22 protein-coding genes and 1 riboswitch are annotated in these 24,855 nt (G+C 46.4%); of the genes, 21 read left to right on the forward strand and 1 reads right to left on the reverse strand.

Translation table 11 applies throughout. The features are described from left to right. Window positions 1–91: 91 nt before the first annotated feature. The 3 genes from AC0YN3_RS16125 (at window position 92) to AC0YN3_RS16135 (ending at window position 4,776) form a co-directional block, all read left to right on the forward strand. Window positions 92–2,803 carry a stalk domain-containing protein gene (locus AC0YN3_RS16125; RefSeq protein ID WP_475776030.1) on the forward strand — a complete coding sequence of 904 codons (2,712 nt, stop codon included), beginning with the start codon at window positions 92–94 and terminating at the stop codon, window positions 2,801–2,803. A 76-nt stretch (window positions 2,804–2,879) separates the two neighbouring features. Next, window positions 2,880–4,040, forward strand: a complete 1,161-nt coding sequence (locus AC0YN3_RS16130) for a sensor histidine kinase (RefSeq protein ID WP_441945166.1) — start codon at window positions 2,880–2,882, stop codon at window positions 4,038–4,040. Window positions 4,041–4,047: 7 nt separating this feature from the next. After that, a complete protein-coding gene (locus AC0YN3_RS16135; protein WP_281379167.1) occupies window positions 4,048–4,776 on the forward strand; it encodes a response regulator in 729 nt (242 codons plus the stop codon). A gap of 107 nt (window positions 4,777–4,883) precedes the next feature. Here AC0YN3_RS16135 and AC0YN3_RS16140 read toward each other — a convergent pair whose 3' ends face one another. Next, window positions 4,884–6,359 carry a SpaA isopeptide-forming pilin-related protein gene (locus tag AC0YN3_RS16140; protein ID WP_475776031.1) on the reverse strand — a complete coding sequence of 492 codons (1,476 nt, stop codon included), beginning with the start codon at window positions 6,357–6,359 and terminating at the stop codon, window positions 4,884–4,886. 31 nt (window positions 6,360–6,390) lie between these two features. Beyond that, window positions 6,391–6,474: riboswitch (cyclic di-GMP riboswitch) on the reverse strand. Window positions 6,475–6,717: 243 nt separating this feature from the next. Between AC0YN3_RS16140 and AC0YN3_RS16145 the strand changes: the two genes are divergently transcribed. From AC0YN3_RS16145 to AC0YN3_RS16230, 18 genes are all read left to right on the forward strand, one after another. Next, window positions 6,718–7,179: a hypothetical protein gene (locus tag AC0YN3_RS16145; protein ID WP_475776032.1), complete on the forward strand. Its 462-nt coding sequence runs from the start codon at window positions 6,718–6,720 to the stop codon at window positions 7,177–7,179. A 160-nt stretch (window positions 7,180–7,339) separates the two neighbouring features. After that, window positions 7,340–9,736 carry an ATP-dependent helicase ComFA gene (locus tag AC0YN3_RS16150; RefSeq protein ID WP_475776033.1) on the forward strand — a complete coding sequence of 799 codons (2,397 nt, stop codon included), beginning with the start codon at window positions 7,340–7,342 and terminating at the stop codon, window positions 9,734–9,736. After that, window positions 9,733–10,626, forward strand: coding sequence for a ComF family protein (locus AC0YN3_RS16155; protein WP_475776034.1), 894 nt, complete (start codon window positions 9,733–9,735; stop codon window positions 10,624–10,626). Before AC0YN3_RS16150 ends, AC0YN3_RS16155 begins: the two co-directional genes overlap by 4 nt. A gap of 112 nt (window positions 10,627–10,738) precedes the next feature. Further along, window positions 10,739–11,158 (forward strand): TIGR03826 family flagellar region protein, encoded by a 420-nt coding sequence (locus tag AC0YN3_RS16160; RefSeq protein ID WP_475776035.1) that lies wholly within the window; start codon window positions 10,739–10,741, stop codon window positions 11,156–11,158. Window positions 11,159–11,266: 108 nt separating this feature from the next. Further along, complete coding sequence (gene flgM, locus AC0YN3_RS16165; RefSeq protein ID WP_475776036.1) at window positions 11,267–11,545, forward strand: flagellar biosynthesis anti-sigma factor FlgM; 279 nt, start codon at window positions 11,267–11,269, stop codon at window positions 11,543–11,545. Window positions 11,546–11,560: 15 nt separating this feature from the next. Then, window positions 11,561–12,058: a flagellar protein FlgN gene (locus AC0YN3_RS16170; RefSeq protein WP_475776037.1), complete on the forward strand. Its 498-nt coding sequence runs from the start codon at window positions 11,561–11,563 to the stop codon at window positions 12,056–12,058. A gap of 15 nt (window positions 12,059–12,073) precedes the next feature. Beyond that, window positions 12,074–13,603 (forward strand): flagellar hook-associated protein FlgK, encoded by a 1,530-nt coding sequence (gene flgK, locus AC0YN3_RS16175; protein WP_475776038.1) that lies wholly within the window; start codon window positions 12,074–12,076, stop codon window positions 13,601–13,603. A gap of 72 nt (window positions 13,604–13,675) precedes the next feature. Next, window positions 13,676–14,584 carry a flagellar hook-associated protein FlgL gene (gene flgL / locus AC0YN3_RS16180; RefSeq protein ID WP_475776039.1) on the forward strand — a complete coding sequence of 303 codons (909 nt, stop codon included), beginning with the start codon at window positions 13,676–13,678 and terminating at the stop codon, window positions 14,582–14,584. A 114-nt stretch (window positions 14,585–14,698) separates the two neighbouring features. Then, a complete protein-coding gene (gene fliW / locus AC0YN3_RS16185) occupies window positions 14,699–15,142 on the forward strand; it encodes a flagellar assembly protein FliW (protein ID WP_475776040.1) in 444 nt (147 codons plus the stop codon). Window position 15,143: 1 nt separating this feature from the next. Continuing rightward, window positions 15,144–15,380, forward strand: a complete 237-nt coding sequence (gene csrA, locus AC0YN3_RS16190; RefSeq protein WP_475776041.1) for a carbon storage regulator CsrA — start codon at window positions 15,144–15,146, stop codon at window positions 15,378–15,380. Window positions 15,381–15,498: 118 nt separating this feature from the next. Further along, entirely contained in the window at window positions 15,499–16,269 is a 771-nt protein-coding gene (locus tag AC0YN3_RS16195) for a flagellin N-terminal helical domain-containing protein (protein ID WP_138753696.1), read from the forward strand. A 265-nt stretch (window positions 16,270–16,534) separates the two neighbouring features. Continuing rightward, complete coding sequence (locus AC0YN3_RS16200; RefSeq protein ID WP_475776042.1) at window positions 16,535–17,305, forward strand: flagellin N-terminal helical domain-containing protein; 771 nt, start codon at window positions 16,535–16,537, stop codon at window positions 17,303–17,305. A gap of 168 nt (window positions 17,306–17,473) precedes the next feature. Then, complete coding sequence (locus tag AC0YN3_RS16205) at window positions 17,474–17,851, forward strand: flagellar protein FlaG (protein WP_475776043.1); 378 nt, start codon at window positions 17,474–17,476, stop codon at window positions 17,849–17,851. A 19-nt stretch (window positions 17,852–17,870) separates the two neighbouring features. Next, window positions 17,871–19,352, forward strand: a complete 1,482-nt coding sequence (gene fliD, locus AC0YN3_RS16210; RefSeq protein WP_475776044.1) for a flagellar filament capping protein FliD — start codon at window positions 17,871–17,873, stop codon at window positions 19,350–19,352. A gap of 18 nt (window positions 19,353–19,370) precedes the next feature. Next, the gene (fliS, locus tag AC0YN3_RS16215; RefSeq protein WP_475776045.1) at window positions 19,371–19,763 is read left to right on the forward strand and encodes a flagellar export chaperone FliS; all 393 of its coding nucleotides are present in this window, start codon (window positions 19,371–19,373) and stop codon (window positions 19,761–19,763) included. Window position 19,764: 1 nt separating this feature from the next. Further along, window positions 19,765–20,091 (forward strand): flagellar protein FliT, encoded by a 327-nt coding sequence (fliT, locus tag AC0YN3_RS16220; RefSeq protein WP_475776046.1) that lies wholly within the window; start codon window positions 19,765–19,767, stop codon window positions 20,089–20,091. Window positions 20,092–20,211: 120 nt separating this feature from the next. Beyond that, a complete protein-coding gene (locus tag AC0YN3_RS16225; RefSeq protein ID WP_475776047.1) occupies window positions 20,212–22,491 on the forward strand; it encodes a motility associated factor glycosyltransferase family protein in 2,280 nt (759 codons plus the stop codon). A gap of 101 nt (window positions 22,492–22,592) precedes the next feature. Further along, window positions 22,593–24,854, forward strand: a complete 2,262-nt coding sequence (locus tag AC0YN3_RS16230) for a motility associated factor glycosyltransferase family protein (protein WP_475776048.1) — start codon at window positions 22,593–22,595, stop codon at window positions 24,852–24,854. The last annotated feature ends 1 nt before the right edge of the window (window position 24,855 follow it).

Raw genomic sequence — 24,855 nt, forward strand, 5'->3', positions numbered from 1 at the left:
AAGCGATAGCAGTCTTCTATCGGACGTAACTTTTCTATCATTCTTGTAGTCTATAACTATTAGATTAATGGATGGGAGAGTTGCAAATCTAATGGTTAAGGCTCAAAAGAACAATGAACGGCAGTCAGAAGGATTGGGGAAACGGATTATTATCGTTATGCTGGGCGGAGCGCTGCTGGTGCAGCCCATGGCTTCATTACTGCCAGGAAGCTGGCAAAAGTCCGTTATAGCAACTACATCGGCTGCGGCCAGCGATCCGGTACTTAAACTGTCACAGCAATCGTTTGTTACGGCAGGAGCCAAACGCTTAGACTACGTGTTCCATACAACGCGAGGAAGCTCTAAGGTTCAAACCGACGTGCATGTCATTGAAATCGATCTATCGAATCCGTACGTATCCTTAAATGCGATGAGCGGAAAAAACAATAGCATTGGACAAGTCAACACGATACTTAATATGGCCAAAGAAAATGGGGCAGTCGCAGCTATTAATGCGGACGTGTTCGTCATGGGCAATGAAGGCGCGCCGATGGGGGGGCAAATCGCAAGCGGCATGTTTATGTCAAGCCCATCCAAGCTGAAGGGGATGTACGCGTTCTCGGTATCAAAGGATCGGAAGCCGATGATCGATAACTATTCCTTCGAAGGCATGGTTACGGCGGCAGATGGCTCGACCTTTGAGCTAGAAGGGGTTAACCAGTCGGCATACGTCCCTGAGACATCAGGCTCGAGCTACAGCCATGTGAATAAGATGTATATTTATACGAGTGCATGGGGAGGAACCGAGCGCCCCAAAAATTCGGGCTCTACGCCGACGGAAGTATTGGTACGCAACGGAGTAATCGAAGAGATATCCATCGACGCAGCAATTGCGGGCAAAGCGCCTGAAGACGGCTACATCCTTCGCACGCACGGCACTGCCGCGACTTACGTAAAGGAGCATTTGCAGATCGGTCAGCCGATTACAGCCAATTACTCGCTCGTATCCCAGACAACGGGAGCGAAGGCTGATCCGAACTCTTTTGAGATGATGGCAGGAGGCCATACGCTGCTCGTTAATGCAGGTACGGCAGCACCGTTCTCGCGTGATATTACAGGCGTTAGCGGATCGTCATATACTTCGAGATCTGGCGTTGGCTACTCAAAGGATGGATCTAAGGTATATCTGATCACCAGTGAACGTTTTAACGGCAATACCGGATTAAGCTTAAAGGAGCTTCAGCAAGTCATGCTGCAGCTGGGTGTTTTTAAAGGGGTCAACCTAGACGGCGGCGGCTCAACGACGATGATTGAACGGCCGCTTGGCAATTATGCGCTGCAACTGGCGCACTCCACGCAATACGGTTCCACGCAAAGAAGTGTCGCTAACGGAATTGGCGTCTTTACTTCTGCTCCGAAAGGCACACTAAAAGGCATAAATGTCAGCGGCGCAAACGTGATGCTTATAGGCCAAAAGTCGTCTTATTCACTGAAGGGATATGACACTTATTACAATCCGTATGATGTAGACAATACATCGGCGGTATGGACCTCCGATAAGGCGATCGGCACTTTCAAAGGCAATGAGTTTACGGCTGCGAAAGCAGGCAAGGCGACGCTTAGCGTGAAGGCTGGGGCGATTACTACCAAGCAGGATATTGAAGTGATCGGACAGGAACAAATCGCTTCTCTCTCCATTGACACGACGGCAGGCGTATTGGCAAAGGGAGCGACGATTACTGCTCCGCTGACCATTAAGCTGAAAAACGGAAGCACGCACAAGCTCAGCGCTGACTCCGTGAAATGGGAGTTCATTGGATTTAACGCAGCGGTTGCCGGAGACAGCATAACCGTACAATCGGTAAATGCCGGAACAACAACCGGTTATGCAATTGCCCGCTATGACGGGTATCCGGCCATGATTCCGTTTACGCAAGGTGAAGCGGTCAGCACCTTCGAGGATTTCGAAAAAACGGCTTATCCAATTACGTCCCAGGTCACTCCCGTGGATGCGACGGTGGGCGGCGTGAAGCTTGTCTCCGATTTTGCGGGACAAACCTCGGCCAAGGCTTTGCGATTGGATTACGATTTCACGAATGGCTCGGGAACGAAGGCATCCTACGCTGTGTTTAATACAAACGGCCGTTCCATAGAGGGTTCGCCTACCTCCATGACAGTAGATCTTTTCGGCGACAACAGCTTGAACTGGGTACGCGCAGAATTCATTGACGCGGACGGAAAAGCACATCTGCTCGACTTAGCCAAGCAGCTGGACTTCACGGGATGGAAAAACGTTAAGGTGAATTTATCATCGGCCGGAATGAAATTTCCCGTAAAGCTTAAGCGAATCTATGTGGTTACCATTGCGGAAGGCCAAGATGAGCGGCTTCCGGTAGGTTCAATCGGACTAGATAATATGAAGCTCCAATATCCGCCTTCAGTAACGGTTGATACGAAGACGAAGGTCGAAATGACTGTAGGCAATACGACCGCTGCGGTTAATGGCAAAACGTTGAAGCTGGACTCTGCGCCACTCGTGCTTAACGGGATCACTTACGTGCCGGTTAGATTTGTGTCAGACGCCATGGGCTCCCAGCTTCTGTTCAATGGACAGACGGGTCAGGTAACGGTGCTTCGCGGCAATAAACTGATGGAGATGACACTAGGTAAAAAGGATCTCATTCTGAATGGCGTGAAGCAAACCTCAGAGGTGACGCCGATTGTTCGCAATAATCGCACCTTGATCCCGGTACGCCTATTTTCGGAAAAACTAGGTCTAAAGGTGGGCTATGACGGGAAAACGAAAAAGATTACCATCGATTAACGATGGACGAAAGATATCCCATCTGTGGTATGATAGAGTAGATTAACCTTTAATACAGAAAGGTTGCCGATCTACAGTGGACCACCTTACGGGCGATATAAATCGAGTCATTAAAAATGCAATCGAAGTCATGGAAGACAGCAAATATCAAATTTATGAAATATGTGAATCAGCGCGCACGGAGCTAGAATCGCTGGAGCAGGAGCTTGAAATCGTGCTTCAGGAAACGGTGAAGACGATCGATAAGGTTGATCAGCTCGAACAAGACTATCGCCGTGCGCGGATAAGGCTGACGGAGGTCAGCAGGGATTTTGTACGCTACAAGGAAGATGATATAAAGTCAGCCTATGAGAAGGCAACGCAAATTCAGCTTGACCTGATGGTATACCGCGAGAAGGAATCCTATCTAAAGGCAAGGCGGGATGATTTGCAGAAGCGAGTACGCAATGTAGAAAACTCCATTGAGCGCGCAGAAACGATTGCGTCGCAAATAAATGTCGTGCTTGAGTATTTAGCCGGAGATCTGAATCAGGTTACGCGAATTATCGAATCAGCCAAAACCAGGCAGCTGCTTGGGTTGAAGATCATATTGGCCCAAGAGGAAGAGCGCAAACGAATTGCTAGAGAGATTCATGACGGACCAGCGCAATCACTCGCCAATATCGTGCTTCGAACAGAAATTGCAGAACGAATGCTTATCAAGCAGGAATTTGTGATGGTGCAGGAAGAATTAGTAGATTTGAAAGGACAAGTACGCTCTGGGCTGGAGGAGATCCGCAAAATCATTTTCAATTTGCGCCCAATGGCTTTGGATGATCTGGGACTTGTTCCGACGCTGCGAAAGTTCACACAGGATTTTGAAGAGAAAACGAAAATACATACCGTATTCGAGCTGATTGGCAAAGACGCTCGAATGCCCTCCGCAATGGAAGCTGCCATATACCGATTGGTACAAGAAGCTTTCACGAATGCGTTGAAGCATGCTAGCGCTTCTCATATTAAGCTCGAGATTAACTATCAGCCACAGCATATTTCACTCATTATTCAAGATAACGGCGTTGGGTTTCACAGTGAATTAATCGAGCAGGACGCCACCCGAAACGCGCATTTTGGATTGGTTGGAATGAGAGAGCGGATTGAGCTGATTGAGGGAAGGATGGATATAGACTCAAATCCTGGTAGAGGGACGAAGATTGTAATAGATATACCTACTACTGCCGAATCTAGAAAGGAGTAAGATGTTGATGATCCAGAGACCTGCAAGCAGTATGAATACTATCAAAATTTTACTTGCGGATGACCACCAGCTATTTCGCGAAGGACTTAAACGGATTCTAAATATGGAAGACGATCTTGAAGTTATCGGCGAATGCGGGGACGGCATTCAAGTCATGGAGTTTTGCAATCATACGATTCCTGAGATTGTTTTGATGGATATCAATATGCCAATCGAGAACGGAGTCGTTACGACTGAGCGGTTGAAGAGCTTGTTTCCCGATGTAAAGGTTATCATTTTATCTATCCACGATGATGAGAGCTATGTGTTTGAAACGCTTCGAAAAGGGGCTACCGGCTATTTGTTAAAAGATATGGAGGCAGAATCGCTTATTAATGCTATTCGCTCCGTAGTTCAAGGCCATGCCTATATCCATCCTAAAGTAACGGGCAAGCTGATTAACCAGCTTCGCCGCATGACATACTTGGACGAGATGGGAATCGTTTCAGGCGCAGCAGCAGCCCAAGAGCCGGGAGTGAAATTCGTTGCTGGCGATGAGAGCCCGTTAACGCGCCGAGAGGCCGAGGTTCTAAGGTTAATGGCAGAAGGCAAAAGCAACAAGCTTATCGGCGAATTCTTATTTATCAGCGAGAAAACGGTCAAAAACCATGTGAGCAGTATTTTGCAAAAGATGGAAGTTGATGATCGTACGCAAGCCGTTATCCAGTCGATTAAATACGGTTGGGTCACATTGTAGCTTTAATCGCAATCAGATTTACATATAGAGAAAACCCCCGCAATCTGCTCGATTGCGGGGGTTTTTGCGTCTAATGAGCGGGCAGCAAGATGTTATACGAATATGCGTTATTTACTTTGTTTTTGTTTGCGCATGGATATGAATCCAGCTGTCAAAGCAAAAGCGCCGATTAGATAATACGGTATTGGACTAGTGTCGCCTGTCTTCGGCAACGTATCAAGCGGTACTTGTTCATCATCGACAACGGTATCGGTAGCGGAGTCAACCTCCTGACCATCGTCTACCCCGCCAACTGGCGGCTCATCATCGTCGATTTCAATAATGTCCGTTTCCTCAGGCGTAGGGGATACCGTCGGCGTTGTCGTTGACGAAGGCGTTACGGTCGGTGTAGTCACTGGTGTCGAGAATGGCGTAGGCGATAAAGTAGGCGTAGTCTCAGGAGTCGCTGAAGTTGTAGGCGTTGGCGTAATAGTAGGCGTAGGAGTAGGTGACGTCGACGGCGTTGGTGTCGGCGTTGTACAAACCACGCCATCGTTTACGAGCGATAGCACCTTTTCATTGCCCCATGAGATGGTTAGCGTATTCGGATTCGTGCTTGCTGCTTTGACGAACGTTTCTGGATGGGACTGAACCGCGTAAGTGGATAGGGTTACCGAGGCGTTACCCGGAATTTTGCCGTCACCGGTCTGATTCGAGCCGGGAACTTCCCATACGAACGGTACCTCGATATTGCTTTCATTCGTTACGATCCAGCTTCTTGTAGCTTCCGGATCAGCCGAACAGGCAGTATCCAGCTTTAGCTTCGGCGTGTTGATCACTACTTTTAATGCACTGGAAGCAGCCGTAACCTCAATTTGCTGGCTTGCGGTCAAATCGGTTGTGAATCCGGTTAACGTTAGTTCCTTAAGGACGTAAGAGCCGATCGGCAAATCCTTGAACTCCAGGACGCCGTTTGCGTCCGTCGTTCCTGTTCGGAACAGAGAGTCATTGCTCCATAGCTCGAAGGCAATGCCAGCATGGGGCGCTCCTTCAACGTTATTGAGATGTTTATTGATAATAAGGCTGCCTGCGCAGGTGCTGGTGAGCTTTAGCTTCCAAGCTTTAATCTTGTTGCCGTGAGCGCCTACTCCCAGCTGGGTGAGCAGCTCTCCGCTGTAGATATCAAGCTGGTAAGGCTGGCAAACGGGAAGGTTAACCGTAATGGTGTAGCTTCCTGCTTTCGGATATATAATGGAGTGCCCATCGAAATGGACTTGCTTGTTATACGGTATAGTGGTCTCGCCTGGACCCGGTTTCCAATCTGCAGGTCCGGCATAGGAGGAGAAGCTTACCCGTACGCAATCTTGCGTCGTGGTGAAAGTTGCCGTTGCCGTACCGTTGCCGTTGTCAACGATACTGGCTTGGCTGGCGATAATATGCTCCCTATCCGTAGAGTAGGTTTGGCAACTGTTCTCAGTTGACGGCACTTCTCCGGAAGGGCTGCCGCTGTTGTCTCCTTCTGCCATGGCTATAGAACCTAATGCAAGCGAAAAAATTAATAAAAGGGCTAAGCTTAAAGACATTCGTTTTTTAAAATAACGCATGATTCACTCTCCTCTTAGATAGGTGGTAGGGGTCTAAGAGGGCCGGTTACACTACTCGCTCCATATAATCCAAGTGTCCACATACAGACTATACTTCATCGCTTCCCTGGCTAATCTAATAAGCGTCAATCACCGCTTCCTTTCCATAATCACGCATATCTTATATATGCAAGTCTACGTAATAAAATGATAACATATATTGTAAATTGCTCAAGGGTGTTTCTTTGTCGGAATTTGACTATTAATAACCATTAAAGTAGGACTTTGAGGCACTGCGCCCATTTTGCAATCTTGTCCTTTTTGGCGGAACCAGTGGGCTCTTCCCGGCATATAGTGTCACCATGAGGAGGTGGCCGCCATGTTGGAGGTATTACTTTTGGTCATTGGCTGTTATGCTTTGGCTGCTTTGTCGGTGCATCTGGCATTTCGCATTCGGCGAGGAAGGCAGCAGGCTAGCAAGCATTTTGTGCTTGTGGCGGACGTTCGGCAAAAAAATATGGAATGGTATATGCGTTCGTTGTTTTCTTTTTCGAGGAGAATGGGCAAGGATGTACGGCTTACCATTGTGGATCAGGGGATCACCGATGAAACGCTGTCCATCGTTGAGCGTTTTTCCAGAGACGGCAAAGAAATTAAGGTGCATAGCAAAGATATAGGTTCGGATAGCGAAAATATAGATCGTAAGCGCTCACAAGCGAAGGAAGTGGACGGTACCCAGCTATTATGGCTCCTGCAGGCCGAAGGCATCGTATCGCAAGCGGATCATGCCGTGTTGATTGATTTGCAGAATCCGTCGGATTTGTCCAAAATGCCATTTTAGGATATAATTTTTGCAAATGAATATTCAGGGTGAAGCACACCCGATGACGCGCTGCGCGTCATCGGGTGTGCTTTTTTTTGTTCACCGCAGGCATGTGGAATAGCCTTAACGGATGGATGAGACGCTGAATGCTCAGCCGAAGAGCAAAGGGGAGAACAGGATGAGGGTTCGGATATATGTGGTTAAGACACGTGGAGGCTGGCAGGCAGAGATGTCTATGCATGCTGCGATCGATAGGCATTTTTGGATGGATGGCCATTATGGCGGGGCTGGTTGCCTAAACAAGGAAAAGGGAGAAAGCGGCTGGCTGCTGCGGGAGGAGCTGCCGCTTGGCGATGCTTGTTTGGCTGTCGAGCTGTGGGGGTCCGTCGCGTTAAAGCGGAGCGGGTTGAAGGTTGCCGTCGATCAACAAGACAAGCGATTGGGAGAAGCGGCAAAGGTGAGAATGGAAACGAGCTCTACGGATAGCTTTGAAGCGATAGAGCTGCTCATTGCCTGTGCCGAGCAGGCTAAACGCATGGCGCAAGAGGGCAAAGAGAACGCAGAATTGGGGCGCTGGCTGAGGTTTGGCAGCAAAGACAAGAAACTTGCGAAGCTGGGGGAGGAAGGGGTAGTGCGTTTGGCGGAGCGGTGGGATCGGAAAGAATCGAGTGGTTGGGAGGGAGAGACAGGAGAGAACGGGAATTGGACGGATCGAAGAGAACGAGGAGCAGGAGGTGGGAGAGAGTGGGCGGAACGAAGGGAGCGGGGAGCAGGAAGCGCTAGGGATGCAGAGACAAGGGAGAACGGGGATTGGACGGATCGAAGAGAACGAGAAGCAGGAGGTAGGAGAGAGTGGGCGGAACGACGGGAGCGGGGAGCAGGAAACGCTAGGGATGCAGAGACAGGGGAGAACGGGAATTGGACGGATCAAATAGAACGAGGAACAGGAGCAGTGAACGGTAGAGCGGCGTGGTTGGAGAGGGGAGAAGCCGTACATCGTCGAGCGGAACTGGAGGGGCTCGCGGCGGGGGCGCAGCGCGCCGCGGCTATGCTGCAGGGACGTGCGCTGCTCCGCAGCGAAGCGCACGCCCTGTTGTCCGGCGCGGGCGGACCCGGCTCCGCGGCAGGCTGGAGCGAAATGCTACAGCTTGCCGCGCTGCTCGGGCAGGTGCGCCTGGGCGGATCGATCGCCGCCGCGGATGGCGGGCGATCGGGCGCGCTGGGACGCCACAGGCGCGAGTGCAGATGTCTGCGCTGCGGGAGCGGTGAGGCGGCCATGCACCGCACGGCATGCGCCGCGTGCGGGAGGGTGTGCGCCTATTGCACGGCGTGCATTGGGATGGGGCGGAGCCGGGAATGCGAGCTGCTGGTTACGGGGCAGCGCTCGGGTCTTCGTGGAGCAGAGAGGAGCGCTGCGAGGGGGCGCAAGGCGCTGTCCCATGAGCAGCGGTTAGCGAAATGGCAGCTTAGTCCTGCGCAGACGGCCGCGGCAGCGAAAGCGCTGCAGTTTGTAGAGGCGACATATGCGGGCAGGAATGATAAGCCGGAAAGGAGAGGAGAGGGACCGAGAGAGTTTCTTCTTTGGGCCGTGACAGGGGCGGGCAAGACCGAAATGATATTCCCTCTAGTCGAGTCCGTTCTGCTGTGGGGCGGCAAGGCGCTCATCGCAACGCCGCGCCGCGATGTCGTCATTGAGCTCGATCCACGAATACGCAAAGCGTTCCCAAGGGCATCCGTGGTTACCTTATACGGAGGCAGCGAGCAGCGCTGGGAATATGGGGATATAACGCTGGCTACGACGCATCAGCTGCTCCGTTTTTATCAGGGCTTTGACCTAGTCGTCGTTGACGAACTGGATGCGTTTCCTTCCGCCGGTGATCCCCTTTTGCACTATGCCGCTGACAAAAGCTGCGCACCAGGCGCAGCACGGCTGCTGCTGTCCGCTACACCGCCGAGCGAGCTGCAGCGGGCTGCCAAGCGGGGCAGGCTGCCGCACGCAAGAGTCCCCGTGCGGTATCATCGCCATCCGCTGCCAGTGCCTAAGCTGCTCCAGACGCCGGCAGTGAAGCAAATGCTGCAGCAGAGGAGGCTGCCTGCAAAGCTGCTAGCCGCCTTGCAGGCCTCGCTCTCCCGCGGAGCTCAGTTATTTGTCTTCGTACAGCAGATTGCACAAACAGAACCGATGGCCGCGCTGCTGCAGGCTGCTTTATCATGCTCAGCGGTATCGGCTACTTCTTCGCAGGACGCGGAGCGAACGGAAAAAGTACAGCGTTTCCGCGCCAGAGATATCCGAGTGCTTGTTACGACCACTATTCTGGAGAGAGGGGTTACGATTCCCAAAAGCGACGTCTACATCCTCGATGCAGACGGAAGACTGTTCGACGAAGCTTCTTTGGTGCAGATGGCAGGCAGGGCGGGCAGATCGGCGGATGATCCTTTCGGCAGCGTCTATTTCTGCAGCCGGGAACGCAATCGCCCTCAGCAGCAAGCCGTCAGCCACATCCAAACCATGAACCGCATGGCTCGCAAGCAGGGCTATCTGCTCCCCAGCGGCAAAGGAGGCTCGCACCGATGACCTTCTCGCCTCTGGAGTGGCTCAGGCGGCTGCAATCCGCCCTTGCCGCAGGCGCGCAGCTGCTCGCGCCAACGTCTGCCGCATGCCTCCTATGCGGCAAACCGCAAACCGCGGCTCGCAGCGCGGCCACGGCAAACCAATCGAAGCTGACGCCTCAGCTTCGGCAGTCCCTTTGCGGAGCATGCCTCTCCGCAATTCCATGGCTTACCCGCATCGCCTGCACTCGCTGCGGGCGGGGCATCCCATGCGAGGACTGCATCCGCAGTCCGCATGGCGCATTCCAATTCAACCGCAGCGCCGTTCATTACAGCCCCGCGATGAGAGAAATGCTCGCTTTATATAAGTATCGCGGGAATGAACGGCTAGCCCCGCTGCTTGCCGACATGCTTCTGCCTGTTTTTGAAGCAATGACAGTTGAAATCATGCAACGGTCGTGCATAGGTTTCAATCCAAATAGGAAGTCCAAAACAAGGTTTGCCGATTGCTGGGATGCTGTCACCTATGTACCGGTCAGCTCGGAGCGGGAGACCGAGCGAGGTTTTAACCAAGCTGAGCAGCTAGCAGGCGTTATAGCCAGGCGTTATAGCCTCCCGCTCTTGCGGCTGTTGGTCCGTTCGCGCCATACGGAGAAGCAAAGCTTCAAAACACGAGCAGAAAGGCAGCGCGACACAAGAGCCCTTTTTAATACGCAAGCAGCCGAAATGGCAATTATCCAGAAGCCCGAAGCCATCTCTAATAAAAGAACACCTCATAGCCGCAGCGTGCTTCGGATTCTTTTGGTAGACGACATCTATACGACCGGAAGCACGGCGGACGCGTGTTCGCAAGCCTTGTTAAAGTCTGCGGTTTTACCGATTGAGATCTATATTTTGACATGGGCGCGTTCTTGAATATATGATGACTCAAATGAGTGCAATAGATTCATAGTGAAAATGTTGGCGCTTTCGATTAGAATAATGGTAATAACTGATTTGTTTGACCAAAAAAGGAGGGCTCAGAGCGATGAACTTGGATAACTGTCCTCGCTGCGGAAAGCTTTTTGCCAAAAACTTTAGAGACGTATGCCCGGCGTGCATGCGTGATATTGATAAAGAATACGAATTATGCGCAAACTATTTGCGTGAATTTAAAGGTTCCATTATAACGGAAGTAGCAGACGCAACGGGCGTATCCGTTAAACAGATCACGAAATTTATACGCGAAGGCCGTATCTCGATTATGAATGCACCGAATATGTCGTACCCGTGCGAATCCTGCGGAAACTTGATTCGTGAGCATAATTTGTGCGACAACTGCCGCCACCGGATTGAAAAAGATAAAAAGCAAATGTTTCAGGATATGGCTAGAAAAGAAGATTTGAAAAGCGCTTATAACCCGACTGGCGTATATAAAGGGCTCGACAGATATAAAGATAATAAATGAGTTTTTGCTAATATTTCCTTGCCTATAAAATTTCACTTGACTGAAGCCGATAATACTTGTAAAGGTAATCGGCTTTTTTAGTTCCTGTAGATAAATGAGGTGGATAAGATGAAAATAAATGAAACGAATCGGATCGGTGGGGTTAATCCTTACCAGAAGCAAAAGGACGCACGCATTGGGGCTGCAGATAAAGCGAAGCAGAAGGATGAAGTCCAAATCTCTGCTGCCGCCAAGGAGCTGCTGACGACGAGCAAGGCGAGCGGAGCGGACAGAACCAAGCATATCGAAGAATTGAAAAATTCGGTCGCATCGGGTACGTATCACGTAGAGGCAGGCAAAATCGCTGAGAAGCTGCTTCCGTATCTCGGAAACAAACAATCAGAATAGAACGGGTGAAAAAGAATGTCTGTTTCCCAGATTATTGATACTCTTCAGCAGCAACACAAGCTCTATGAGCAGCTACTTGATATTGAGCTAAAGAAAAAGGCTTTGATCATGAATAACGAAGTCCTTCCTCTGAATGTGCTTACTCAAAAGGAAAAGCTGCTGGCTGCGAATGCGGAGAAGCTGGAGCAGCAGAGAGTGCTTTTAACAGTGCGTTATATAAAAGAGATCGGGTTTCGAATCCGGAGCGGGGTGCTGTCCGAGCTTATTAAAGCGGTGACTAACCCTTACGAGAAAGAGGAACTTACTCTGATGCACGGGAAACTCACGAGCGTACTAACAGAATTAAAGCATGCTAATGATTTGAATCAGCAGCTCATTCAGCAATCTCTTGATTTCTTGGATTTTTCCATCGGTTTAATGGTCGACGACCCGAGCGAGGATCTCGTATACAAGCATCCCATGCATCAACAAGGCAACAACAGAAGGAACAAAATGTTTGACAGCAGAGCTTAAGAAGGAGGCAAGTCGATGACCTCAACATTTCATTCCTTGGAAACGTCTAAGCGGAGTTTGATCACCCAACAGGTTGCTTTAAGCACGCTTAGCCATAACATATCCAATGCGAACACGCCAGGATACACGAGGCAAAAGGTGACGATGGTAGCTACGAGACCAATTGAAGCTTATGGCATGTCTAAATCCAATGCCCCAGGGCAATTGGGAACAGGCGTGGAATATACGTCGATAACACGTATTCGGGACGCTTTTTTGGACGCTCAATATCGTGAGCAATCGGATATTGCAGGCAGCACTGCCATACAAGCGGACACGTTAAGCAAGCTGGAATCGTTTGTTAACGAGCCATCGGAAACAAGTATCCGAACGGTGCTATCAGGTTTTTGGAATGCATGGTCTGATCTAAGTAAAGATCCGGAGAACGTAACTGCCCGAGAGATTTTGGTAGAACGCACGCAGGCGCTGACGGATACGTTCAATGGTCTCAGCGGCCAGCTAACTGACTTGCAAGATGACCTGAATTCGAATATAGATGCAACAGCTGCGGAAGCGAATACGTTATCAAACTCAATCGCTTCGCTTAATGCACAAATTAAAAAAATTGAGTCGCTCGGTGATAATGCAAATGACTTGCGCGATCAACGCGATTATCTCACCGACCAGCTTTCAGGTCTTGTGAATGTTAATGTTGTGGAAACGGCAGATGGCTATTCGATTACAATGGGAGGAGCTCCGCTAGTAGAGGGAGGGGCTTCTACGGCACTGACTCCTGCAACCCTTGCAACAGCTTTCGCCGGCGGAACGCTAACAGGCGGTAAAATTCACGGTATGTATACCTCGTTGAATGATGTAGGCGAGTTTTTGCAGCAATTGGACACTCTTGCAAATACCATTGCAAATGGCGACGTCGAAGTAACGATACCTGCTGGCTCCGTTCTGCCGGGAACAACGACACCTACCGCAACGGATCAAGTGATGATCGTAAAAGGTATTAATGGTCTCCATAAGCTTGGCTACACGTTAACGGATCCAGCGACGGTAGGCGAAGATATTTTTACAATGAAGAATGGTTCGACAACGATTACGGCTGCAAGCATACAGCTGAATGCCAGCATAGCAGTCGATTCCAATAAAATTGCTTCTTCGATGAGAACAACTATGGTGAATGGCGTAGCGACAGTAGTAAAAGGCAACAATAGCTTAGCGCTTCTAATGGGGCAATTATCGGATTCGAAGTTTTCATTCGATGAGACTGCATCGGGCGGTACGGTGAAGATTGCTACAGTTGGTGATTTCTATAGCGCTGTCGTTGGTGCTTTGGGGGTCAAAAGCCAAGCAGCCACGCGGGATAACGCGAATGCTGAGGCGCAATTGGCTCAAGTAGATAGCAGCAGGATGTCGATTAGCGGCGTTTCTTTGGATGAGGAAATGTCGGATATGATTAAATATCAATATGCCTACTCGGCTGCAGCACGTTTTATGACGACGTTTGACGAAATGCTGGATAAGTTGATTAATGGTACGGGTACGGTAGGCCGTTAAACTTTCCATGAACATATAACGAGTTTACTTTATGTTATTCGATGGTATATCTTTTAAACAGGAGGCTTCGTTATGGCGCTTAGAATTACGCAGGGAATGATGCACTCGCAGCTTTCCCGCAATATCAACTCGAACTTAAAGTCTATGGCTTCGATTCAGCAGCAAGCATCATCAGGACTTAAGCTGAACAAAGCATCAGATGATCCGGTAGGCATTACGTATTCCTTGCGTTACCGGTCAGAGCTGGCAAGCAACGAGCAATTCGAGAAAAATACAGGCCAAGCGGCGTCATGGCTCGATTTTACGGATACGGTTATCAACCAGGCAGGGGATATCATGCAGCGGTTGAAGGATTTAACAACTCAGGCTTCTAACGGCACCAATCCGCAAGAAGCGCTCGATGCTGTTAAAAGTGAAATTGAAGAGCTGAAAAATCAAATGATTGATATAGCCAATAGTAAAATGAACGGAAAATATATATTCAACGGGGAAAATTTCGATAGAATACCTTATGATACGACTAATCCGTTATTTGATGCGAAAGCGATCGTAACGGATAATACATCTGTTAATTATTCAGTCGGTACTAACGTGAAAATAGGAATTAGCCTTACTGGCAATGAAGTATTCGGTGCCGCTAATGCAACAGATAATGTATTTGCAGTTATTGATCGCATTACGACTCAATTAAATAATGGGAATTACACAGGCATCTCCTCTGAAATTCCGAATATTGAGAGTAGCTACGATAGGATGCTAAATGGACGTGCGCAAATCGGAGCCAAGGCAAATCGCGTTGAATTGATGCAAGCCAGATTAGCGGATTTCAAGCTTAGTCTGACGGATATGCAATCGAAGGTTGAGGATGCTGATTTGGAGCAGGTGCTGATTGACTCTACAACGAGCCAAACGATTTATGAGGCTTCGCTTTCCGTGGGCGCGAAGGTTATTAGTAAATCACTGGTCGATTTTTTAAGATAGTATTAGCAAGGCTCAATAGATGAGATAACAATATGGTATATAATGAAGCTATGGAATCGGTAACGATGCTGTAGCTTCTTCTTTTAGTAAATACATAATTGGAGCGTGAACACCATGGTATTCGAAACGAGCAGATTTGGTTTATTGGAATATGAAGAGGATAAGGTGATTACCTTTTCGGGAGGCATGCCAGGCTTTAAAAAATATCAAAATTATACGATTGTTGTTATAGAGGAGAGTCCGTTCCATTATCTGCAGTCTGTGGAGGAGGGGGCTTTGGCTTTTATTATCGCTTCTCCTTTTGATTTTTTCCGTGAATATGAGTTTGACCTACCCGAACAATTGAAAGAAGCAATGAATCTACAAAGCAAGGAACAGATTCAGGTTTATAACATAGTCAATGTCCAGGGTGAGTTGGCTGCTGCAACGATGAATTTGGCTGCGCCTATTATTATTAATACAATAGATCGTACAGGCATGCAGTATATATTGCCGAATGGCGGCTATTCTATTCATCAACCGTTGTTTTCTAAACGCGTATCGGCAGGGGGAGAATGAAATGCTTGTATTGACGAGAAAGAAAGGCGAAGCAGTGCTCGTAGGCGATGATATTGAAATAAGCATATTGGAGCTAACGGGCGATACGGTGAGGATTGGGATAAAGGCACCGGGAGAAGTGGGGATATTGCGTAAGGAGCTTTATGTTTCAGTAGAGAACATGAATCAAAACGCAGAGAAATCCAGTATTACTGCCAGCGAGCTCATCAATCAGTTCAAAAAAATGAAAAAAGATTAATCAGCTATAAACAATTGCGGAATAACACCGATAATAGACATAGGGCTTATTGAGGCAACTAAATAAAGCTTACCACATGGATGTGGGACTAAATAACCATTTCAGGGAGGAAATTACAATGCGTATTAACCACAATATTACAGCTTTGAACACGCACCGCAACATGGGCCTTAACAACGCCGCTGCTGGTAAATCGATGGAGAAACTATCTTCCGGTCTTCGTATCAACCGTGCGGCTGACGATGCTGCAGGTCTTGCTGTTTCCGAGAAAATGCGCGGCCAAATCCGCGGTCTTGAGCAAGCTCAAAAGAACGTACAAGACGGAGTATCGTTTGTACAAACTGCTGAGGGCGCAATGAACGAAGTAAGCTCCATGCTTAGCCGTATGAAAGAATTGAACGTTCAAAAGCTGAACAGCGGAACTTACACAGCTGGCGACATTTCGAACATCAATGTTGAGCTTAATGAGCTTGGTTCGCAAATCGGCAACATCATGAACGATACGAAATTCAATGGTAAAAACATTACCTCTGGCGCATTTATCCAATCCGATGATGCATCGCAATCCATTTCTATCGGTTCAATTTCTACTGGTAGTTTCAGTGGTCTTTCCAGCACTAGCGACCTTTCAGCTGTTGAAACAGCGATTGAAGCGGTCTCCACAGAGCGCGCTAAACTAGGTGCTGTACAAAACCGTCTAGAGTACACTTCGAACAACTTGGGTACGACTGTAGAGAACCTTACAGCAGCTGAATCCCGTATCCGTGATACAGATATGGCGAAAGAGATGGTTAACCTTACGAAGAATAACATTCTTCTACAAGCTTCTCAATCGATGCTTGCTCAAGCGAATTCTCAGCCGCAAGGCGTATTGTCTTTGCTGCAATAATTTCTTCATTAAAGGAAGGGGCCTTAGATATTCTAAGGTCTCTTTTTTTAGTATGTAAGTTTAAGTAGAGAGCATGAATCATATGCATAGAAATCAAGCATGACAGCGAACTCATTCACCAGTACAAAAAAAGAAAAAAGATTAAATCCAGCTATAAACAATTGCAGAATAACGCCGATATTAAATATAGAGCTTATTGAGGCAACTAAATAAAGCTTACCACATGGATGTGGGACTAAATAACCATTTCAGGGAGGAAATTACAATGCGTATTAACCACAATATTACAGCTTTGAACACTCACCGCAACATGGGCCTTAACAACGCCGCTGCCGGTAAATCGATGGAGAAACTATCTTCAGGTCTTCGTATCAACCGTGCGGCTGACGATGCTGCAGGTCTTGCTGTTTCCGAGAAAATGCGCGGCCAAATCCGCGGTCTTGAGCAAGCTCAAAAGAACGTACAAGACGGAGTATCGTTCGTACAAACTGCTGAGGGCGCAATGAACGAAGTAAGCTCCATGCTTAGCCGTATGAAAGAATTGAACGTTCAGAAGCTGAACAGCGGTACATACACAGCTGGCGATATTTCGAACATCAACGTTGAGCTTAATGAGCTTGGTTCGCAAATCGGCAACATCATGAACGATACGAAATTCAATGGCAAGAACATTACTTCTGGCGCATTTATCCAATCCGATGATGCATCGCAATCGATTTCTATCGGTTCCATCACTACATCTTCATTTAATGCCCTTGACAAGGATAGCACTCTTTCAGCTGTTGAAACAGCGATTGAATCGGTTTCCACAGAGCGCGCTAAACTAGGTGCTGTACAAAACCGTCTAGAGTACACTTCGAACAACTTGGGTACGACTGTAGAGAATCTTACAGCAGCTGAATCCCGTATCCGTGATACAGATATGGCGAAAGAGATGGTTAACCTTACGAAGAACAACATTCTTCTACAAGCTTCTCAATCGATGCTTGCTCAAGCGAACTCGCAGCCACAAGGCGTATTGTCCTTGCTGCAATAATTTTTTTAGAGAAAAGAGAGCCCTTAGCTATTCTAAGGGCTTTTTTTTATATATTTTCATGGAAAACAATTATTTTATTAGTATATTTCTATTATTTACGCTAACAAAGACGCGAGATAAGGCCGATATTATAATAAGAAGATAAATGAAATCAAGGTGGGAAAATTGATGATGAATATTTCATCTGCACACACCACGGCGGGCTATTTGACAGATAAGAAAATGAGTAACGGACCTGAGAAGGAAGCCGCAGTAGTTAATGCAGTGCCCAATATTGATCGGTTGATGGTAAACGAACAGAAAATTCCGGCTTCGAATGTTGAGGATTCGCATTTAAAGAGAAGCATGAAACGCCTAATTGAAGCTGTTCAAGGACCGGACACGACCATTGAACGTTCCGTACATGAAGCAACGAATCATATTGTTTACAAGGTGAAGGATAAGGAAAGCGGGGAAGTCATTCGCGAAATTCCTGAAGAGAAGCTGCTCGATGCGGCTGCGCTGCTAATGGAACTGACAGGCATCCTCATTGACGAGAGGGTTTAAATAAGGGAGGTAATGACAGATGCGGCTTTCGGGATTTGCTTCTGGGTTAGACATTGATGCAATGGTTAAAGAGTTAATGAAAGCGAAAAGAAGCTCGTATGATACCATGATTAAGAATCGGACAAAGGTCGAGTGGCAGCAGGAGGACTATCGTTCGATTAGCACGAAGATTGTTGATTTCCGAAATAATAAGCTTAGCGCTTTTAATTTGTCGAATGCAATGAGTGCAAAGACTTCAGAGGTTAGTGGCGACACTGCTGCACTAACGGTTAATTCTACTTCTCCAACAGCGCTGGGTTCTCTAGATGTTCGTGTAGATGAAGTAGCCAAAGCTGCGAATACCGTGTTTAAATTCAGTGGTGGGACAGTGAACGGTGGTGGAGCGGATAAAACGTTAAGCGAATTAGGATTCGACCTTACTAGCGGCAATCTTGCTGTCATTGAGATCAACAACGTTATCATCACTGCAAATGGATCAGATACGCTCAGTACGCTTGCGAAGCAAATTAATGCGGTAAGTGGTTCTGTTAAAGCGACGGCCTTATATGATGCTTCTTCAGGTTCCTTCTCTATAACGGCGTCGAAAACGGGTGCTACGGAATTGGATACTAATGGCGCAACGGTGACTGGGTTAGCGGTTAATGGTTTTACTGCAACGAATGCAACTGAAAATTTTACCGATGGTAAAAATGCTAAGGTTCTAATTAACGGAATCGAATATAATCAGGCTAACAACCGCTTTGTGGTTGGCGGTATCGATTTTACGGTCAAAGCGAAGACGGCAGCAAACAGTTCAACTGCGATTGCAACCGCACAGGATACGAATAAAACGATGGAAACCATTAAGTCGTTTGTTACGGAATATAACAATTTGATAAACTCCGTTAATACAGAGTTGTCGGAGGCGAGAAACCGCAGCTTCGCTCCATTAACGAGTGAAGAGAAGAAAGAAATGTCGGATAAAGAAATTGAGCAATGGGAAGCGAAGGCAAGGAGTGGCACACTTCGCAACGACAGTACGCTTTCCCAGCTCGTTTCTGATCTGAGAACAACGGTCACATCGTTAATAGGCGGAATTGTGGATGGAAACGGCAAGAAGCTTTCAATTGGAATTACTACAGGCGGTTACACCGAAAAAGGTAAACTCGTATTAGATGAAACCAAGCTGAGAACCGCGTTAGAATCCAGTCCCGATGAGGTAACGGCTTTGTTTATGGGGAGTACAGGTGTTTTTAGCAAAATGTCCAAATCGTCTATGACAGCATTGAACAGCCTATCCAAAAAGGCAGGTACTTCGCTAGTTAGCACGGATTTGAATGCAAGCTTTAAGGATAACTCCGCATTAAGTACACAGATCAGAAACATGAAAACGAGAGAAAGCAGTCTTCTTACCCGCCTCGATCGGATGGAAGAGCAATATTATAAGCAATTTAGTGCGATGGAATCGGCTATCAACAAATACAATAGCCAATCCTCATCCTTAGGTAGCTTTTATTCGTAGTTAAAGGAGTGAGAAGCTTTGCTTAATTCGCCATACAAAGTATATCAACAGTCTTCTGTTCAGACAGCGGCACCAGGTCAGCTTATTATAATGCTGTATGAAGGAGCAATTAGATTTACTAAAACGGCCATAGAAGGAATTGAAAAACGCAACTTAGAGATGGCAAATACGTACTTGATGAAATCGCAGGCGATTATCAATGAACTGATTGCTTCGCTCGACCATGAATATGAGATATCGAAGGACTTGGTTCGTATCTATGAATATATGTTGAATTTGCTCATTCAATCGAACTTCAAAAAAGACGCAAGAATGGCAAACGAAGTGCTTGGGCATCTGATGGAGCTCCGTGATGCATGGAAGCAGGCCATAAAAAGCGTGCCAGGAAATGTTCAATCGGGGACAGTTTAAGGTGAGTAGTGCATTAATTGAATTGTACGAAACCACTTTGGGGCTGGCGAAGCGGCTAGAAGATACGAGCATGGATGAATGGATGGATCTCATTCAGTTGAGAGATGAGGTCATCCCAGATCTACAGCTTCGACCTGCATTAGAGGAAGAAGAGAAGCGTATGCTGCGCATAATCGTGGGTTATGACGAGGTTATGGTTGCTCGGATGAATGAGTTAAAAGAAGAAGCGGCAGCGATGATCATTAAGGTTAATAAGACACGCATACAAAAAAACAGCTACGATTCAAATTCGCCGTCTGAAAGCTACTTCATTGATCAAAAAAAATAGTTGCTTTTAAGTTGAAAAGGAATATTATTCATGGACCGCTAGATACATAATCTGGCGGTTCATATTATTTTGAAGCGTTGAAAATCCGATATAATAATATAGAAGCTAGGAGGAGTCAAAATGGAAAGTCATCAGTATGTAGAAGAAACCATCGAAGAAATTAAACTTTTTTTGCCTCGGCTTATTCATGCATCGGAAGCAGTCATCGAAGTGTTGTATGAGCCGATGACGGAGCAGACATGGCAGCAATTTGGAGATCTAGTAGAAGGCTTGGACGATTTGTTTAAAGCACTAACCTCAATTGATAAAGAGATCGAAGAATTGGTCCGCTTTGATGTGTTAAAGGCATCGATAAAGGTCGTGTTGAATCAACTACCTGAGAAGTTTCAAGCGATGAATGCAAGTATGGATGTTGAAGATTTTATTACAGCAAGTGACTATATCAAGTATGAGTTAACGCCACTCATTCAACAACTTGCGATTGAGCTTGGAGATACTAAGGGAATATCGGCTCAACGTTTTGCAGCCAACATGACTTTTTTACAGCAAAAATTCCCAAAGCTGCATACGCAATTGAGCAAAGTTAATATAGATAGAAACGATTATCAACAGGCATTTGCCCGAAATGGTTTACCTAATTTATGCATGGCTACAGACGGAGAAGCACCTATTTATTTGTACAGTCAATATGATCCTGCCTTTGCGACTGAGCGGTGGGCGAAATCACTTGCAGAAAAAGTTGAACACAAATCAGAAATCATTATGTTTGGATTAGGGTTAGGCTATCATGCGCGAAGCTACGCGGAATTATATCCGAATCAGAAACTTTCTATTTATGAGCCAGATGAACAATTATTACTGGCTGCTATGAGCATCATTGATCTGAAGGATTTATTTGATCAGCTTAATATAACGGATTTTGTTGTAGGACCAGATAAAGCAGATAGGGATAAATTGTTTTTCAGATTTCTGAAGTTTATGAAGGGTGACCCGGAAATCATCTCAATTCCTATCTATGATCGTATAAAAAGTGTGAATGTAACAGAGTTTTCTAAGGATGCCCAAACAGCCATATTAAATTATGACAGCACCGTTCGTATGTATGAGAAATATGGTATGGAATGGGCGACAAACAGCATGTACAACCTGGGGAAAACGTTGACTACTCCTTCCATCCTGCATCTAAAAAACAAGTTCGAGGGAATGACGGCCGTTATTGCTGGAGCAGGACCTTCATTAGAAGCGGACATCGAATGTCTGCGGAAGCTCAAGGACCATGCGATCATTATCGCGGCAGGTTCAACGATTCAATCGCTGCTTCATTTTGGAATTGAGCCGCATTTAATTGTTTCGATGGATGGATCCGAGGCGAATTACAGTGCGTTTAACGGCTTAGATATACAGCATATACCATTACTGTTTACCCCTATGCTCAAGTATCGTATTCTTGACGAAAAAAATGAGAACCTGTGCCATGTTCATTTTGTTAATGACTCGCCCACTATACATTTTATGGGACTGAAAGAGCCGGATCCTATTTTTAATTCGAACCATTCGGTAACTGGTACAGCCATACAAGCCGCCGTATACTTGGGCTGCAAAGAGATTGTGTTCACAGGACAGGACTTATCTTATCCGAGTGAAAATACATATTCTCCAGGCGCCCGGCATATGTCGGAGCAGAGAAATGAATTAGTCATCAATGCCATTAAAGCTATGGGTGTAACCGTAGAGAATGTGCATGGAACACAGAATCGAACTAGCCATGCCATGAGCTTAACCTTATTGGATATTGAGGGGATGACGTTGAAGCATGCTTCAGACGCACGTTTTATCAATACTACCCAAATGGGCGCTAAGATCAAGCATACAGAATGGAACACGATGGAGGAAGTTTTGTTACGACTACAAGGAAAACGTCTTGAGGATACAATTTTCATCAAAGAGCTGCAACAGGCGAAGGGCTATGAAGAAAATCGTGTAAATAAAATCCGTACTCATATTGCACAGCTGCCAAACGAAATGCTATTGAATGAGAAACGTTTGAAACGCATTGATGATGCCATAGGGAAGCTATCCGTACTAAGCAGGACTAATCAGAAAAAATGCTATGAGATGTTTAACTTAATTGATACGGAATGGAAAGCCATCATACACAGCAGTCCATTTAAGGCGTTCTATTTTATGATTTTCAAAAATGATCTGAACCGATTCGAGCGTGACCTGCCTGAGCTGGCGACTGAACTAAATGTGGTTATTAAATCGAAGCTGATTCAAGAAATCATGCAGCCACTCATTCAAAAGCTAATTAGCTACTCTCCACAATTGTTTGAAGTTGTTAAAGAAGCTAAACGCAGAGTAGAAGAAAGTGTGAATAGTAGTCAGACAGTATACAAGTGATGGTCTATAGAGCCGTTAGGGATATTATTTCCTGACGGTTTTTATTATTATATCTATCTACTAAACCGATATATAGGGTAGAATGACGGGAGGCTCGACGAATGACAAACACTCCATATCAGATGGACGAAATCATAGAAAACATTAGACTTTTTTTACCTAAACTTATTGAGGCTTGTGTGGTAGTTGAGGACCTGCTTTATGCCCCCATGACGGAGCAGTCGTGGCTTCAATTCGGCGACATGGTGGAGGGAATGGATGATCTCTATAAAACGCTGAATGAAATTCACTTAGAACTAGATGAAAAGGCAAGCTATCATCCTATGCATGACTGCATCGTTCGTGCACATGCCAATATCAAGGCTAAGTTTAGAGCAATGAACCTGAGCATGGACCAAGATGATTACATGGGTGCCAGTGAATGTATACGATTCGAGTTAATTCCCACATTTGAGCAACTTGCTGCTGAGTTTGGAGATGTAAAGAGTAAGCGGGAACAACGTTTTGCTGCTAATATGCAATATTTAAAGAGCAGATACCCCAAGGTATATTCGCAGATCCATATGCAGATGATCGATCATCGTCATTATCAGGTTGCATACGCTAGAAATGGAATGCCTACACTGAGCATCGACGCAGCTAATGGCAAACCGTTGCAAGTATACAGTCAATTCAATCCGGTGAACGAGGCAAAAACCTGGATCAATAAAATGCCGGGTACCGCGACCGCACGAGTGAAGTCCAAAATTCTGATGTATGGTTTAGGATATGGTTACCATGCGAAAGAGTATGCAGCAGTCTACTCCGAACACAATCTATTTCTTTATGAGCCCGACGTACAGGTGCTCCTTGCGGTAATGAGCGTAATGGACATAAAAAGCCTCTTTGAGAGCTTGAATATTATCGGGTTTGCCGTCGGTACTTCGAAGGATGTTGTAGATGACATGCTGAAGGGCTTTAACCAATTCAGCAGTGATAGGTCTAATATTGTTGTTCTTCCCGTATATCGCAAGATCAAAGCCGAAGAGCTTAAAGTGATATATAGCTATGCTGAAAAAGCGATCATGGACCATAATAATGGTATTTATAATTTCAAGAGATTTGGAGTCGAATGGACTAGAAATAGCATGTATAATGTCAAATCGCTTCTTGCTGCTCCATCAATTGCGGAGCTGAAAAATAAGATGGACGGAATAACCGCTGTTATCGTCGGAGCGGGCCCATCTTTGGAAGTAGATATTGAATACTTGCGAAGGCTTAAGGAGCATGCTTTCATTATTGCTGCAGGTACAGCGATCCAAGCCTTGCTTCATCATGGAATAGAACCGCATCTGATTGTTTCCATTGATGGGTCTGAGGGGAATTATAAAGCTTTCCAACCTCTTGATGTAAACCACATTCCGCTTTTGTTTGCAGCAATGATCGATTATCGAATTATTGAGCATCGGGAGAGCCGTTTGCTTCATGTCCATCTTAAGAGTGATTCGACGATTGAGCATTTTATGGGCCAACAAGGAGCGGAAAGCGTGGTTTTCAAAACGACACATTCCGTGACAGGGACTGCCGTCCAAGCGGCCATTCATATGGGCTGTAAGGAAATTGTATTGGCAGGACAGGATCTATCGTATTCAGGTACGCAGGTGTATGCGAGTGGAGCAAAGCATTTATCTGCAGAACAAAATGAAACGAGGATTAGGGAAGCGACGCTTACAGTTGAAAACGTACAGGGAGCCATGAATCGGACGAGTAACGGAATGAAAGCCATGCTGTTAGATTTAGAGGATCTCCTGTTGCAATATCCTGAAATCCGGTTTGTTAATACGACACACATGGGTGCAAAAATCAAACATACAAGCTGGGAGCCAATGGGCGAAGTTTTACAGCGGCTGGATAATCGGGTTATACAAGAGGACTTCTTAATTAAGGCATTGGCTGGTCTACAAAGCTACAGTAATGAGCAGGCCTTGGAAATTTACGAATGTATAGCTCAACTACCCGAGCAATTGAAGATATGTGAGAGTCAATGTAGAAAAATAATTAGCCAAATTGGTCTTCTCACAGGGTTAAGTAGAACGAACGTAAAAAAATGCATGTCCACGATTACCGAAATTGATAGACAGTGGGAAACCGTTTCTACCAGCAATCCATTTAAAGGGTTGTACATGAGGGCGTGTAGAGGCGAACTAAAACAATTTGAAGGTCAACTGTCGAAGCTGAATGCAGATACAACGTTGCGGGATCAAGTTATCTTTTATCGCAATAGTATGGAGCCTCTTATAAAAACGATGATCGACAGAAGCGCGGAGCTGATGGATATCGTTAAGGAGTCGAAGCAAAGAATAGAAACGGTTATAAACATTTGAG

The organism is Paenibacillus sp. J22R232 (assembly GCF_056269165.1).

Bases quoted from the DNA above. Each gene is read 5' to 3' on its own strand.
- AC0YN3_RS16125 (WP_475776030.1), top strand. From the start codon at position 92: ATGGTTAAGGCTCAAAAGAACAATGAACGGCAGTCAGAAGGATTGGGG.
- AC0YN3_RS16135 (WP_281379167.1), top strand. From the start codon at position 4,048: ATGATCCAGAGACCTGCAAGCAGTATGAATACTATCAAAATTTTACTT.
- AC0YN3_RS16140 (WP_475776031.1), bottom strand. From the start codon at position 6,359: ATGCGTTATTTTAAAAAACGAATGTCTTTAAGCTTAGCCCTTTTATTA.
- AC0YN3_RS16145 (WP_475776032.1), top strand. From the start codon at position 6,718: ATGTTGGAGGTATTACTTTTGGTCATTGGCTGTTATGCTTTGGCTGCT.
- AC0YN3_RS16150 (WP_475776033.1), top strand. From the start codon at position 7,340: ATGAGGGTTCGGATATATGTGGTTAAGACACGTGGAGGCTGGCAGGCA.
- AC0YN3_RS16155 (WP_475776034.1), top strand. From the start codon at position 9,733: ATGACCTTCTCGCCTCTGGAGTGGCTCAGGCGGCTGCAATCCGCCCTT.
- AC0YN3_RS16160 (WP_475776035.1), top strand. From the start codon at position 10,739: ATGAACTTGGATAACTGTCCTCGCTGCGGAAAGCTTTTTGCCAAAAAC.
- flgM (WP_475776036.1), top strand. From the start codon at position 11,267: ATGAAAATAAATGAAACGAATCGGATCGGTGGGGTTAATCCTTACCAG.
- AC0YN3_RS16170 (WP_475776037.1), top strand. From the start codon at position 11,561: ATGTCTGTTTCCCAGATTATTGATACTCTTCAGCAGCAACACAAGCTC.
- flgK (WP_475776038.1), top strand. From the start codon at position 12,074: ATGACCTCAACATTTCATTCCTTGGAAACGTCTAAGCGGAGTTTGATC.
- flgL (WP_475776039.1), top strand. From the start codon at position 13,676: ATGGCGCTTAGAATTACGCAGGGAATGATGCACTCGCAGCTTTCCCGC.
- fliW (WP_475776040.1), top strand. From the start codon at position 14,699: ATGGTATTCGAAACGAGCAGATTTGGTTTATTGGAATATGAAGAGGAT.
- csrA (WP_475776041.1), top strand. From the start codon at position 15,144: ATGCTTGTATTGACGAGAAAGAAAGGCGAAGCAGTGCTCGTAGGCGAT.
- AC0YN3_RS16195 (WP_138753696.1), top strand. From the start codon at position 15,499: ATGCGTATTAACCACAATATTACAGCTTTGAACACGCACCGCAACATG.
- AC0YN3_RS16200 (WP_475776042.1), top strand. From the start codon at position 16,535: ATGCGTATTAACCACAATATTACAGCTTTGAACACTCACCGCAACATG.
- AC0YN3_RS16205 (WP_475776043.1), top strand. From the start codon at position 17,474: ATGATGAATATTTCATCTGCACACACCACGGCGGGCTATTTGACAGAT.
- fliD (WP_475776044.1), top strand. From the start codon at position 17,871: ATGCGGCTTTCGGGATTTGCTTCTGGGTTAGACATTGATGCAATGGTT.
- AC0YN3_RS16225 (WP_475776047.1), top strand. From the start codon at position 20,212: ATGGAAAGTCATCAGTATGTAGAAGAAACCATCGAAGAAATTAAACTT.
- AC0YN3_RS16230 (WP_475776048.1), top strand. From the start codon at position 22,593: ATGACAAACACTCCATATCAGATGGACGAAATCATAGAAAACATTAGA.